The sequence below is a fragment of the Luteibacter sp. P1_D3 genome (assembly GCF_056406135.1).
In genome coordinates this window covers 123,861-136,125 of sequence record NZ_JBFUAT010000022.1, presented here as the reverse complement: position 1 = coordinate 136,125, position 12,265 = coordinate 123,861, and the positions used below count along the sequence as shown (strand labels likewise).

General features: G+C 65.6%; 13 protein-coding genes. 6 read left to right on the top strand and 7 right to left on the bottom strand.

The genetic code is table 11. The features are described from left to right. Positions 1–334, top strand: a 334-nt coding sequence (locus AC1DYM_RS15050) for an SDR family NAD(P)-dependent oxidoreductase (RefSeq protein WP_477339636.1), incomplete at its 5' end; no start/stop codon positions are given. A 125-nt stretch (positions 335–459) separates the two neighbouring features. On the opposite strand, the gene AC1DYM_RS15045 is transcribed toward AC1DYM_RS15050, so the two are convergent. Continuing rightward, a complete protein-coding gene (locus AC1DYM_RS15045) occupies positions 460–1,368 on the bottom strand; it encodes a LysR family transcriptional regulator (protein ID WP_477339634.1) in 909 nt (302 codons plus the stop codon). A gap of 247 nt (positions 1,369–1,615) precedes the next feature. Between AC1DYM_RS15045 and AC1DYM_RS15040 the strand changes: the two genes are divergently transcribed. The 3 genes from AC1DYM_RS15040 to AC1DYM_RS15030 all read left to right on the top strand — a co-directional run bounded on the left by AC1DYM_RS15040 (position 1,616) and on the right by AC1DYM_RS15030 (position 3,641). After that, positions 1,616–2,002, top strand: a complete 387-nt coding sequence (locus tag AC1DYM_RS15040; RefSeq protein WP_477339632.1) for a TraR/DksA family transcriptional regulator — start codon at positions 1,616–1,618, stop codon at positions 2,000–2,002. Positions 2,003–2,086: 84 nt separating this feature from the next. Next, positions 2,087–3,205 (top strand): FAD binding domain-containing protein, encoded by a 1,119-nt coding sequence (locus AC1DYM_RS15035; protein WP_477339630.1) that lies wholly within the window; start codon positions 2,087–2,089, stop codon positions 3,203–3,205. 97 nt (positions 3,206–3,302) lie between these two features. Next, positions 3,303–3,641 (top strand): hypothetical protein, encoded by a 339-nt coding sequence (locus AC1DYM_RS15030; protein ID WP_477339628.1) that lies wholly within the window; start codon positions 3,303–3,305, stop codon positions 3,639–3,641. A 29-nt stretch (positions 3,642–3,670) separates the two neighbouring features. Here AC1DYM_RS15030 and AC1DYM_RS15025 read toward each other — a convergent pair whose 3' ends face one another. Together AC1DYM_RS15025 and AC1DYM_RS15020 are read right to left on the bottom strand one after the other, a co-directional pair. Next, positions 3,671–4,573, bottom strand: coding sequence for a LysR family transcriptional regulator (locus AC1DYM_RS15025; RefSeq protein WP_477339626.1), 903 nt, complete (start codon positions 4,571–4,573; stop codon positions 3,671–3,673). 65 nt (positions 4,574–4,638) lie between these two features. Continuing rightward, positions 4,639–5,751: an alkene reductase gene (locus tag AC1DYM_RS15020; protein WP_477339624.1), complete on the bottom strand. Its 1,113-nt coding sequence runs from the start codon at positions 5,749–5,751 to the stop codon at positions 4,639–4,641. Positions 5,752–6,000: 249 nt separating this feature from the next. Here AC1DYM_RS15020 and AC1DYM_RS15015 point away from each other — a divergent pair, with 249 nt between their 5' ends. Beyond that, complete coding sequence (locus tag AC1DYM_RS15015) at positions 6,001–7,080, top strand: NAD(P)-dependent alcohol dehydrogenase (RefSeq protein WP_477339622.1); 1,080 nt, start codon at positions 6,001–6,003, stop codon at positions 7,078–7,080. A 9-nt stretch (positions 7,081–7,089) separates the two neighbouring features. On the opposite strand, the gene AC1DYM_RS15010 is transcribed toward AC1DYM_RS15015, so the two are convergent. After that, positions 7,090–8,682 carry a Na+/H+ antiporter gene (locus tag AC1DYM_RS15010; protein ID WP_477339620.1) on the bottom strand — a complete coding sequence of 531 codons (1,593 nt, stop codon included), beginning with the start codon at positions 8,680–8,682 and terminating at the stop codon, positions 7,090–7,092. Positions 8,683–8,769: 87 nt separating this feature from the next. Between AC1DYM_RS15010 and AC1DYM_RS15005 the strand changes: the two genes are divergently transcribed. Continuing rightward, positions 8,770–9,690, top strand: a complete 921-nt coding sequence (locus AC1DYM_RS15005) for a LysR family transcriptional regulator (protein ID WP_477339618.1) — start codon at positions 8,770–8,772, stop codon at positions 9,688–9,690. Here the strand turns inward: AC1DYM_RS15005 and AC1DYM_RS15000 are convergent. The 3 genes from AC1DYM_RS15000 to AC1DYM_RS14990 all read right to left on the bottom strand — a co-directional run bounded on the left by AC1DYM_RS15000 (position 9,687) and on the right by AC1DYM_RS14990 (position 12,216). Then, positions 9,687–10,340, bottom strand: a complete 654-nt coding sequence (locus AC1DYM_RS15000; protein ID WP_477339616.1) for a DsbA family oxidoreductase — start codon at positions 10,338–10,340, stop codon at positions 9,687–9,689. The two genes, AC1DYM_RS15005 and AC1DYM_RS15000, sit on opposite strands and share 4 nt — an antisense overlap. Positions 10,341–10,421: 81 nt before the next feature. Then, entirely contained in the window at positions 10,422–11,132 is a 711-nt protein-coding gene (locus AC1DYM_RS14995; RefSeq protein WP_046969583.1) for an SDR family NAD(P)-dependent oxidoreductase, read from the bottom strand. A gap of 145 nt (positions 11,133–11,277) precedes the next feature. After that, a complete protein-coding gene (locus AC1DYM_RS14990) occupies positions 11,278–12,216 on the bottom strand; it encodes an enoyl-CoA hydratase/isomerase family protein (protein ID WP_477339614.1) in 939 nt (312 codons plus the stop codon). Positions 12,217–12,265 lie beyond the last annotated feature (49 nt).

The following is a 12,265-nucleotide window of genomic DNA, read 5'->3' as shown; positions in this document are numbered from 1 at the left end:
CATCGGTTCAGGCGTGAGCAGCATGACGCCGCCGCAGTCGGTGATCTATACGGCCACCAAGGGTGCGCTGGATGCCGTCACCGGTGTGTTGGCCAAGGAGCTTGGGCCGCGCAAGATCCGCGTGAACTCGCTCAACCCGGGCATCGTCGAAACCGAAGGCACCCACACCGGCAACATTATCGGTTCGGACCTGGACACCTTCCTCGTCTCGCAGACACCACTGGGCCGCATCGGTCACGTCGAGGATATCGCCCCGGTTGCTGTCTTCCTTGCCTCTGACGATGCGCGCTGGGTCACCGGCGAAACCATCGTCGTCTCCGGCGGCCTCCGCTAACAGCCCTGCTTTGGTAGGAGCCGATTCATCGGCGAATGGGTGCTCGCGAAAGCCCTGCCCGCTGCCGCGGGATCGCCGATGAATCGGCTCCTACCGAAAGGGCATGATGACGCCAGCGAGGCGTGTTATTCGGGAAGGCTCAGTTCCGGCACCTGCTGGAACTTCTCCGCGAGGAAATCGATGAAGACCTGGGCTTTACGGGTCTGTCGACGTCCGGCCGGCGACACGGCACTGATCGGAAATGCTGGCGGGGAATAGTCCGCCAGCACCTGCTGCAAGGTCCCGTCGGCGATATCCCGCGCATACAGCCATGCCGGGCTGTGCCCCATCCCCAGGCCGGCGAGCACCGAGCCGCGGATGTGCTCGGCGTCGTTACTGCGAACCACCGGCTTGCCGTCGACGACGAGCGGTGCATCGTTCTCGAAGAAGCGCCACGCGCGCGAGGCGCCCTGGAACATGAAGACGATACACGGCATGTTTTCGATGTCGCGCGGATGACGGGGGACGCCATGGCGTTCGAAGTACGCCGGTGTCCCGACGGTCGCATAGCGAACGCCACCGATGCGACGCGCTACCAGTGACGAATCGGACAGCGCACCGATACGGATCGCGATGTCGATACCGTCTTCGACCAGGTTGGCATGCCGCTCCGAGATGTCGAAGTCGATCGTGACATCCGGATATAAGGCGAAGAACTCGGGCAGGTGCGGCAGGACAAAAAAACGCCCGAACGCCGCCGAGATGGCGACGCGAAGCACGCCCTTCGGCGTGACCTGCGCATGCCCTACCCTGGCTTCGGCGGCGTCCACCGCCTCGATGAGCTGCAGGATGGAGTCGTAGTACTGCTGACCGGCCTCCGTGACGCTGAGGCCCCGCGTGGTCCGTCGCAACAACTGCACGCCGAGCCGCGATTCGATCGCGGCGATCTGCTTGCTGACCGTGGACTGGGAAACACCGCTGGCGATCGCGGCTTTCGAAAAACTGCCGGAATCGGCCACCCGCACGAACAATTGCATGGCATCGAGCCGATCCATACGCACTCCACCCAGGATTCAGAACGCACCGTCCCCGACGCTCAATCTACGGCAGGCGCGGCAGACCCGCCAGCCTCCCGCCCGGCGGACTAACCGCCTAGTCTGCCGCCGGACATTCACGATATGAAGCCCTGGGCCGGACTAGCATTCATTCGGTCACCGAATAGCCGTCCCGCAGGCGCCAAACGTTCAAGACACGGCTGCGGCTTCGGCGAATAGTCCCCCGTCTTCCACCAGGGCCCACGGCATGAATGACTCCGTTCTCAGCAAGAGCTTCCTCGACGCCCAGCGCGAGCGTCTCCTCACCCTGCGCAAGCAGCTGATCTCCAGTGCCGACGCAGCGGGCAACGACGAAGGCCTGCTCCAGCAGACGGCCGGCGGCGAGCCGCAGGATTCGGGCGACGACGCCGAACGCTTTGCGCAGCAGGATCGCGACGAGTCTCTCCTCAGCCATAACGAGGGTCGCCTGACCATCGTCGACCGCGCGCTGGAGAAGCTCGACGAAGGTACCTACGGCATCTCCGACGGCAATGGCGAGACGATTTCGAAGGCGCGCCTCGAGGCCATTCCGGAGACGATCTACACGATCGAGGAAATGGAAGCGCGTGAACGCGCCGAGCGTTCGGCGCGCTGATCCACCATATACAAGGCGCCGTCGCCATCGGCCACGGAAAAAAACGCCAAGGAGCGCGGCCCCGCCAGCTGTTACGTTGAAGGCATGACGTTACGCATCGGCATCGTGGGCGGTTCCATGGGCGGCTTGTTTGCGGCGAGCCTGTTGCGCGTCGCCGGCCACGACGTCCACGTTTTCGAGCGCTCCGAGCGGGGCCTCGAAGGTCGCGGCGCAGGGCTGGTCGGCCAGCGCGAGCTGTACGCCATCCTGCGCCTGCTCGGCTGCGAGCAGGCAGCGCGCGTCGGCGTGCTTGCGCACGAGCGGATCACGTTTGCGCGGAACGGCAGCATCGCCCAGCGTGATGTGACACCGCAGACCCAGATTTCCTGGGACCACCTCTATCGCACCGTCCGGCACCTGCTGCCACCGGCGGCGTATCGCGTGGGCGCCCGCGTGGTCCGCGTCGAGAATACGAGCTCGGCGGCGACGATCGTCCTCGATGACGGTGAGACGCATCGCTTCGACCTGGTGATCGGTGCGGACGGTGTCGGCTCCGTCGTGCGCCCGGCCGTGAGCCACGGCCCCACCGCGAGCATCTACGCCGGCTATGTCGCCTGGCGCGGACTGATTGCCGAAACCCATCTCCCGGTCGCGGCGGCGGCCGTGCTTTCCGAACGCTTCGCGTTCTACCACCCGCGTGGGTCACAGATCCTCGGTTACCTCGTGCCCGGACCGGCGGGTGAGACGGCGCCCGGCCAGCGACGCTACAACTGGGTGTGGTACCGGCAGGCTGCCGAAGGCCTCGCGCTCGATCGCTGGCTCACCGGTAGCGACGGACGCCTGCGCGCGTATTCCGTGGCCCGAGGCGACGTACCGCCTGATCTCCGCGACGCCCTGAGGGAGACGGCCCGCGAGGTCCTCCCCACGCCTTTCGTCCTGGCCGTGGAAGCGGAACCCACGCCCTCGCTACAGGCGATCTTCGACTACGAGAGCACCCGCATGGTCCGCGACCGTGTCGCCCTGCTCGGCGATGCGGCCTTCGTCATACGTCCCCACACGGCAATGGGCGTGGCCAAGGCGGCGGGCGACGCGATGGCGCTCGTGGCCGCCCTCGATCGACTGCCGCTCGAGAAAGCCCTCTTCGTCTACGAGGCCGAGCGGTTGGCCGAAGGCCACCGTCTGGCGGTCTACGGCAGGGAACTCGGGCGCCCCCTCACCACCTGAAGTGCCGACCTCCGCACATTTGTCGCATCCGCCCCCACTCACCCGATAGACGGCGACATCATCCCCCTCCTATGCTTGGGAGAAGGGGAAGTGAGGGTTGACCGTGTCCGAAGTGCAGACGAAGAGCATCCTCCACACGCGCACGTCGCATTTCGTGTCGGGGGTCGCCACAGGTATGGCCGTCACCGGGCCGACCGACGACGGATTTCTACACCTGCACTTCTTTCGTGAAGTGCAGCGCATCACCAACGACGACGTGCCGTCCCGCTCGTTGGCACCCAACGAAGTGGAACTGGCCTGGGGCCATGCGGAGGCGAACATCCACCTCCATCGCGAGGAGGTCGCGGTGATCTCGATCCCGGTCGGCCGCCTGCCCATCATCAGCACCAGCATCGCCCGCGCGATGCGCTTCGTAGCCACGCTCGGCGCGCGATAGCCAAAGCGCCGGCTTGCTCCGGCGAGCGCTCAGCGCCCGGCGTTGTGCGTCGGAAAGAGGTTGGCACCAAAGTAATCGAGGAAGGCGCGAAGCCGTGGCGCGATGTTGCGACTCGATGGCCACACTGCGCGGAACACGTTCTCGTGATCGAGGAAGTCGTCGAGCACGCGGACGAGCCGTCCGGCTTTCACGCTGGGTTCGATGGTGAAGTCGGGAACGCAGGTGATACCACAATCCGCCTCGGCCATYTCCAGCAAGGGAGCGAGCGTGCTCGCTGCCGCGGCGACGGGTACCGGAACGTCGGGTCCCTTGTTGTCCTGACGAAAGGGCCAGCGCTCAAGCTTGCCGGTGGTGGGAAAGCGATGGTGAAGGCACGCGTGACTGGCGAGATCCGCCGGCACGTTGGGCGTGCCCGCGCGCTTGAGGTAGCCCGGCGATGCGACGAGCACCAGGTGATACAGGCCCAGTCGCCGCGACATGAGTCGCGAGTCGACGCCTTCGCCCGTGCGGATGGCGACGTCGAAGCCTTCGTTGACGATGTCGACCAGGCGGTCGCTGTAGTCGAGATCCAGTTCGATCTCGGGGTACTTCGCCATGAAACCGGCCAGCGTCGGGGCGAAAAGACCGCCGAGAATCGGCAGGCTGACCCGCAGCTTGCCGCGCGGCGTGGCCCGGTTACCCGCCAGCTCACGCTCCACGTCGCCGATTTCCTGGAGAATCCGTCGGCAGCTCTCCAGCAGCATCTCGCCTTCCGGCGTCAACGAGATGCTTCGCGTGCTGCGATGGAACAGGCGCACACCCAGGTGTGCCTCGAGGCGGGCAATCGTCTTGCCGATGGCCGACGAGGACAGGCCAAGGATGCGCCCAGCCTGCGTGAAGCTGCGCGTTTCCGCCGCGTGGACGAAGGTGGCGAGGGAGCTAAGGCTGTCCAAGGCGGGCGCCTCATCCGGGGTAAGGAAGGTTACATCCTGCTGCCTTCCGCCCTTTCAAGGCAATCTCAGGCGACGGCCACCTCGGCGTGCGCCGGGTAGTCCGTGTAACCCACGGCGGTGCCACCGTAGAACGTATCGCGGTCGTAAGCAGTCAGCGAAGCGCCCTCGGCGATGCGGGCCGGCAGGTCCGGGTTGGAGATGAAGAAGCGACCAAAGGCGACCAGGTCGGCACTGCCCTCGGCAAGAATCGCTTCGGCCGATTCCGGCGTGAATCCACCGGCCGCGATCAGCGGACCGTGGAAGACTTTGCGCAGCAGGCGCGAAACGACCGGGTTCTGGTCCTTCGATGCGTCTTCCGCGTTCCCGAGCACGCGCGGTTCGATCAGGTGCAGATAAGCCAGGTTGAACTTGTCCAGTTCGGATGCGACATAGGTGAACAGTGCCTCCGGATTCGAGTCCTTCATGCCGCCGAAGCTGCCGCTCGGGCCGAGACGCACGGCGACGCGATCGCTACCCCATACGGTGATGGCAGCCTTGGTGATGTCGAGCAGGAAGCGGGCGCGCTTTTCGATGCTGCCGCCGTAGGCATCGCTGCGCTGGTTCGAACCGTCCTGCAGGAACTGGTCGATCAGGTAGCCGTTCGCGCCATGGATCTCGACGCCGTCGAAGCCGGCTTCCTTGCCACGCTCGGCGGCAAGACGGAACTGCTCCACCATGTCGACCACTTCCGCCTCGCTCAGCGCACGATGCGGCGAGCTGGGAACCCAGCCGTTCGCCGTATAGGCAACGCCTTCGTAGGCAACTTCAGAAGGAGCGACCGGCGCACCGCCATCCGGCTGCATATCGAAGTGCGACTGACGACCCGCGTGGAACAGCTGCAGGAAGATCACACCGCCCTTGGCGTGCACGGCGTCGGTGACGCGCTTCCAGCCCGGGATCTGCGCATCGCTGTAGATGCCCGGGGAGCCGAGGTAGCCTCCGCCGTTCGGCGCGACCACGGTCGCTTCCGACACGATGTAACCGCCCTTGGAGGCGCGCTGACGGTAGTACTCCACCATCAGGTCGCCCGGGTTGTCGCCCGGCTGTTCGGAGCGCATGCGGGTGAGCGGCGCCATGACCACGCGATGGTCGAGGCGGATGGGACCTAGGGAAATGGGTTCGAGCAGCTTGCGAGTCATGACAATCGGCCGGTAGTGAGAAGGAATTACCGCGGAAGCATCCGCGCTTGGCAACGAGTTGGGCCCTCCTTCCCACCGCCAGTAGATCGGCGAGGTTCCAAACAGTGCGGCCGTGGATTCCGCAATCGTCTGCCGCCCATGCCATTGCGGACGCCTGTGTCCGCACAGATCGGCCCTGCCGCCGCCTACCCAGCCCACGCCCCACCCCCACTGACAGGACAGTCATCTGTCCTATCAAGGAAAACGCCCATGTCCATCGCACGCGGCTATGCCGCTTTCTCTCCCACCGCACCCATGGCTTCGTACACCTTCGAACGGCGCGACCCGCGCGCCGACGACGTGCATGTCGAGATCCTGTTCAGCGGCGTCTGTCATTCCGACCTGCACACCGCACACGGCGAATGGGACGGCCTCATCTACCCCAACGGCACCGACTATCCGCTGGTACCGGGCCACGAAATCGTTGGCCGCGTGACCGCGGTCGGTGCGAAGGTGTCTCGCTTTGCGCCCGGCGATCTCGTCGGCGTCGGCACCATGGTCGACAGCTGCGGCCAGTGCGTGAACTGCCTGCATGTCCAGGAGTCCTACTGCCTCAAGGGTGCTACCTGGACATACAACAGCCCGGACCGCATCGACGGCACGACCACCCAGGGCGGCTATTCGGACGCCATCGTGGTGAAGCAGGACTTCGTCTTCCGCATCACGCACAGCGAGGAGCAGCTCGCCGCCGTGGCTCCCCTGCTCTGCGCTGGCGTGACCATGTGGTCGCCGCTGCGTCACTGGGCGGCAGGTCCCGGTCGCAAGGTCGGTGTTGTCGGTATCGGTGGTCTCGGCCACATGGGTATCAAGCTGGCCCGCGCGCTCGGTGCGCACGTGGTGGCCTTCACGACGTCGGAGTCGAAGCGTGCCGATGCGCTCGCCCTCGGCGCGCATGAAGTGCTGAACTCACGCGACGCCGCCGCCATGGCAGCGCATGCGGGCACCCTCGACCTGATCCTCAACTCGGTCGCCGTGGCGCATGACCTCGACACTTACACCTCGCTGCTCTCGCTGGACGGTGCCCACGTGTTGGTCGGCATCCCTGCCGAGCCCCACCCGTCACCGTCCGTCGCCAACCTGATCGGCGGCCGTCGCTCGCTGACCGGATCGCTGGTCGGCGGCACGAAGGAAACGCAGGAGATGCTCGATTTTTGCGCCAGGCACGGCATCGTCGCGGATATCGAGATGATCCGCATGCAGGACATCGAGACCGCCTTCTCGCGCATGGCGAAAGCCGATGTGAAGTACCGCTTCGTCATCGACATGGCGTCGATGAAGCACGCCGCCTAAGCGGAAGTGTCAGGGACTCTGCCGATCGTTCTCGGCAGAGATCTCCTGCATGTCGAGGTCACGCTCGAAGTAGTGCAGCAGTTCGTCGTGGATCTGCCCCGAGCGGTGCAGGCGGAGCAGCTCCGCGCGTCCCGCGGCGATGGCGGCGAGAATCATGTCGTAGTGCGCCTCGCGGCCGCCGGTGAAGTCCTGCGGTGCCACCGCGAAGCGCTCGGCGATGGTCACCCGATACGTGTATTGCTCGAGCAGGCGCGGATGCAGCAGATGGCCTTCGCTGTCGTACGCACGTGCCTTGATGGCTTCCAGCTGTGCGATATCGAGAAGCCGGTTCGCCTGCCCTTCGTTGAGATGGTGCGTATCGACGTGCACGGCCGCATCGAGCTTCAGCCAGCGGATGACCGGGGCGATCGTACCGCCCTGCACCACCACCGTGACCAGGATCACCGCGAAGGCGGCAGCCAGCGTGAGGTCGCGACCGGGCATCTGCTCGGGCAGCGACAGCGCGATGGCCAGCGTCACCACCCCACGCATGCCCGCCCAGCTCAGCAGGAACGACGCCGCGGGCGATGCCGGGGGTACTTTCCGGCCGATGAGCCGGGCAAGCGGCGCGCGCAGGTAATCGGTGGCGTAGATCCACACGAAGCGCGACACGATCACCGCGGCGAGCACGGCGAGGATCGGCATGCCCAGAGCATCCAGCGCACTGCCTATGCCGCCGAGACGCTCGACCACGCTGCGCAGCGAAAAGCCGATCAGGATGAAGACGAGCGCTTCGAGCAGGAAGATCATCACTGCCCAGAACGCCGAGGCGCGCACGCGCACGTTCGCCGAGAAGATGTCGTGCTGGTACCAGCCCAGCAGGATGCCCGTCGTCACCACCGACAGGACACCGGAGACGTGGAGGCTTTCGCCACCGATATACGCCGCCCAGGGCGACAGGCAGGCAGCCGTGATCGCAAGGTAGATATGGCCTATACGACGCACCACCTGGACCGCTACGAAGCCGACCACCGCACCCACCGCAATTCCGCCGGCCGCAAGGCCAACGAAACTCAATGCGGCCTGTTGTGCACTGAACGCACCGGTCAGCGCGGCGGCGACGGCAAAGCGAAACAGCACCAGACCCGTCGCATCATTGAGCAGGCTCTCGCCTTCGAGCAGCACCATCAACCGTCGCGGCAGGCGGACTTTGCCGAGCACGGCCTTGGCGGCTACCGCGTCCGGCGGCGAAACGACCGCACCCAGCGCAAAGCACGCGGCCCAGGGCAGTGACGGAACGATCCAGTGCACCGTCGCGCCGACGGCCAGCGTCGTGAAGACGACCGCGCCGATGGCCAGCCAAAGAATGCCGCCGAGATACCTGCGGAAGTCCGACCAGACCGTGTAGTACGCGCCGTCCTGCAACAGCGGCGGCAGGAAGACGATCAGGACCAACTCGGGATCGAAGGTCACCGGCGGGATGCCGGGAAGGAAGGCGATGCCGATACCGCCCGCCAGCAGTGCCGCTGCCGAAGGCAGCCGGAAACGGCGTGCGATCAACTCCAGGGCGAGGATCGCGACTAGAAGAATAAGTACGAATTTGAACGTTTCTGTCGACGACATGATGCCCCCTGCGGACGAGGAACGTCCCGTGCAGTCACAAGCATAGACGAGGAGGACTATCCTTTGCCGATGGACCGTATCGAAGCTATGAAAGTATTCGTCGCCGCACTGGATGAAGGCAGCCTTGCGGGCGCCGGCCGGCGCCTCTCCCGGTCGCCGGCAGCCGTGAGCCGGGCCATCGCCTTCCTCGAGCATCATGTCGGCGCGGAACTGCTGCATCGGACGACCCGTTCGATTCGCCTGAGCGAGGCCGGGGAGCGCTATGCCGCGGCATGCCGCCGTGTACTGGCTGAACTGGACGAAGCCGACCTCAGCGTGGCCGGCGAGCGCGCGTCGCCGCGGGGCACACTGACCATCACGGCACCGCCAGTCAGTGGCGAGGACATCCTGCGGCCCGTCGTCGATGCCTATCTGGAAGCATTCCCGGATGTGTCGATCGACTTCAGGCTGCTCGATCGCCACGCCAACCTCGTCGACGAGGGCATCGACATCGCCCTGCGCGTGGGCGAACTGCAGGATTCGTCGATGGTCGCCACCCGCGTCGGTGGCGACGTGAAACGCGTGGTGGTGGCGTCACCGACCTATCTTGACGCCCGACCGGCCATCCGCGAGCCCGGCGATCTTCTGCAACACCGGATCATCACCACGACGCACTTCGGTCACGACACCTGGGTGTTTCCGCCTGCGCCGGGCAGCGCCATTGCGCGCTCGATCCGTTTCAAACCACGACTGGTCGTGAACAGCGTGCGCGCTGCCATGGCCTCCGCGGTGGCGCACCACGGCGTGACAAGGCTTTACACGTATCACGTCGCGGACCACGTCCGTGACGGCTCCCTGCGCCTCGTGCTCCGTCATGCCGAATCCGTCGGCTTGCCCGTGCACCTCATCACGCCGAACGGGCGCCTGGCCGTCCCCAAGGTGCGCAGCTTCGTCGACTTTGCCGTGCCGCTGCTACGTGCCGAGTTCGCACGCCTGATGGCCGAGGCCGAAGCCCTCGGCGGCCATTAGGCGGCAGCTTCGGTGAGCAGGCGCACGTAGCCCTGCGGGTCCTGCGAGCCAGAGAAAAACGGCTTGTCGTTCATGAAATAGCTCGGCACGCTGGTCACACCCGCCTGTTGCACGGCCTGCTCCCGCTGACGCACCTCGGCGTGCAGGGCCGTAGAGCGATCCACTGCCTCCGGCGACATGCCCAGACGCTGTGCGAGCGTCTCGAGCACGCGGGGATCGCTCAGGTCCAGCCCGTCGGTGAAGTACGCCGTGAACATCGCGTCGGCGAGGCGCGTTTGCAGGGACGAGCCGCCCTCATTCCAGGCAAGGCGGAGCAGCGAGTGCGCGGCCAGGGTATGCGACGTGCGCGTCTGCTTGTCGTAGTTGAACACGGCGCCGAGGGGACGCCCGGCCGTGACGGCGCGTGCATCCATCGCCAGCGCGTTCTCCCAGCTACCGAAGCGGACGCTACGGAACGCACGGCGGTCCATGCCATCCGGCGGCAGGTTTGGGTTCAGTTCGAAGGGAAGCCATTCCAGCTCGACGTCGATGCCCTGCCCGGCCAGCGTGGCGATCGCCTTGTCCAGGCTGCGCTTGCCGATGAAACACCAGGGACAGATCACATCGGCGACGACCTGGAGCTTGAGTACGGTGGTTTGCTGCGCTTGCATGAGATGGATTCCGTCAGTCACGTTGAGAGGTGGACGGCGCGCCCGCGTGATGTCGCAGGCGTGCCGTCCCGGCCGATGCGATCAGCGACCGGCGTTCTGGCCGCCGTCGACGTAGAGCACTTCACCCGTAGCGAAGGTCGCGCCTTCCAGGTAGAGCACCGCGTCGGTGATATCGCTGACTTCGCCGATGCGCTTCATCGGGTTGAAAGCGGCGAGCGTCGCAAAGGTTTCCGGCGAGTGGATCGGCGTCTTGATGAAGCCAGGAGAGACGGCGTTCACGCGGATGCCCTTCTCGCCGTATTCCACGGCCAGTTCCTTCGTCACCGAGGTGAGTCCGCCCTTGGTCAGGTTGGCGAGGGCCGTCGGCACGCCGGCGATCGCCTGGTTGACGAAGGTCGTGGTGATGCTGACGACATGGCCGCTGCCCTGCTTTTCCATCTGGGCGATGGCACGCTGGGTGATGTGGAAGAAGCCGGACAGGTTGGTCGAGATCATCGAGGCGAAGTCTTCCGCCGTGTAAGCGGTGAACGGCTTGGCGATGAAGATGCCAGCGTTGTTCACCAGCGTGTCGATGCGACCAAACTTGGCCAGCGCTTCGCGCACCACGCGCTCGGCCGTGGCGGCCTCGCCAATGTCGCCGGCGACCGCGAGCACGTCCGGGTCGCTGCCCTGGACGATCGAACGCGACGTTGCGACGACGCGGAAGCCCTTCGCGCGATAGGCCTTGACCAGGCCTTCGCCGATACCTTGCGAGCCACCGGTGATGATGGCGACTTTCTGTTCATTGCTCATGTCGATCTCCTCAAGGGTCCGGCGATCGGTCGATCGCCGGCGGCTCACGTCGAGCCGATGGAACCCAAGTTGGGGATCGCGCCTGAGGGGCTGAATGGCCAGCCGCAGGCAGTGACCGTTCCGCGACGCGAAACAATCCCCCGGCTTACTTACCCGCGTCGGTCGCGCCGAGCTCCCCCGTGTAGTGCGCCAGCCTCGCTTCCACGTCGGGCTTCGTCTGCAGGCCTTCCTTCATCAGTTGGCCGATCTTTGCTTGTGCCTGTGGACGCTGGACCGAGGTGATGAACGCCGCCCAGCCCGCACCGATCTCGTTGTCGGGCGGCAGGGACGGGCCATTGACCAGTTGTTTGATGTCCGCGATGGCTTGCTTGTCGAACCGGGAAATACGCCGTGCCAGCGCGTCGACGAAGCCGTCCAGCTCGGCATCGGGTAGCGAGCGATTGACGTAGCCATAGCGCTCGGCGATGTCGCCATTGATGTCGTCACCGGTCAGCAGGACCTCGAGCGCACGGCCGCGCCCCATCATCCGCGGCAAGCGCGCCATGGGCCCACCACCGGGGACCAGGGCGGCGCCGACCTCCCACTGCGACAGGATCGCCTTCTCGCGACTGGCAAAACGCATGTCACTGGCCAGCGAGAGCTCGCTACCCACGCCGGTGGCACGGCCGCGAATCGACACGATCGATACCACGGGTGCCTTGCTCAGGCGGATCAGCATGTCGGGCAAAGGCGGAAGCCCGGTCGGGCCCGGCGGAAGGCTCGTGGTCTTTTCCAGCGCGGGAACGAAGTCGTAGTGGGTCAGGAAGAAGCCGGGCACATCGCTGTCGAAGACGACGACGCGAAGATCCGGATCCTTCTCGATCGCCGTGATCACCTCGTTCAATTGCGGAATCGTCTCCGGCCCGAAGATGTTGAACGGCGGGTTGTGCAGCGTGACTCGCCAGTACGTCGGCGAGACCTGCCGGACCCTGATCTCCTGCTTGCCAGCGACGGCGCTGGGGCCGGCTGCCAGCGCTTCCATAGGCAAGACAGTGGCAGCGAAGGCGGCGATAAAAATCGCCCCTGCGATGAAGCGAATTTTCATGAGATCACCTCGGTTTGCGGTTTCGTGTCGCGCAAGGGCAGACCTGTCG

Bases quoted from the DNA above. Each gene is read 5' to 3' on its own strand.
- AC1DYM_RS15000 (WP_477339616.1), bottom strand. From the start codon at position 10,340: ATGCAAGCGCAGCAAACCACCGTACTCAAGCTCCAGGTCGTCGCCGAT.
- AC1DYM_RS15045 (WP_477339634.1), bottom strand. From the start codon at position 1,368: ATGGATCGGCTCGATGCCATGCAATTGTTCGTGCGGGTGGCCGATTCC.
- AC1DYM_RS14990 (WP_477339614.1), bottom strand. From the start codon at position 12,216: ATGAAAATTCGCTTCATCGCAGGGGCGATTTTTATCGCCGCCTTCGCT.
- AC1DYM_RS15035 (WP_477339630.1), top strand. From the start codon at position 2,087: ATGACGTTACGCATCGGCATCGTGGGCGGTTCCATGGGCGGCTTGTTT.
- AC1DYM_RS15005 (WP_477339618.1), top strand. From the start codon at position 8,770: ATGAAAGTATTCGTCGCCGCACTGGATGAAGGCAGCCTTGCGGGCGCC.
- AC1DYM_RS15010 (WP_477339620.1), bottom strand. From the start codon at position 8,682: ATGTCGTCGACAGAAACGTTCAAATTCGTACTTATTCTTCTAGTCGCG.
- AC1DYM_RS15015 (WP_477339622.1), top strand. From the start codon at position 6,001: ATGTCCATCGCACGCGGCTATGCCGCTTTCTCTCCCACCGCACCCATG.
- AC1DYM_RS15020 (WP_477339624.1), bottom strand. From the start codon at position 5,751: ATGACTCGCAAGCTGCTCGAACCCATTTCCCTAGGTCCCATCCGCCTC.
- AC1DYM_RS14995 (WP_046969583.1), bottom strand. From the start codon at position 11,132: ATGAGCAATGAACAGAAAGTCGCCATCATCACCGGTGGCTCGCAAGGT.
- AC1DYM_RS15040 (WP_477339632.1), top strand. From the start codon at position 1,616: ATGAATGACTCCGTTCTCAGCAAGAGCTTCCTCGACGCCCAGCGCGAG.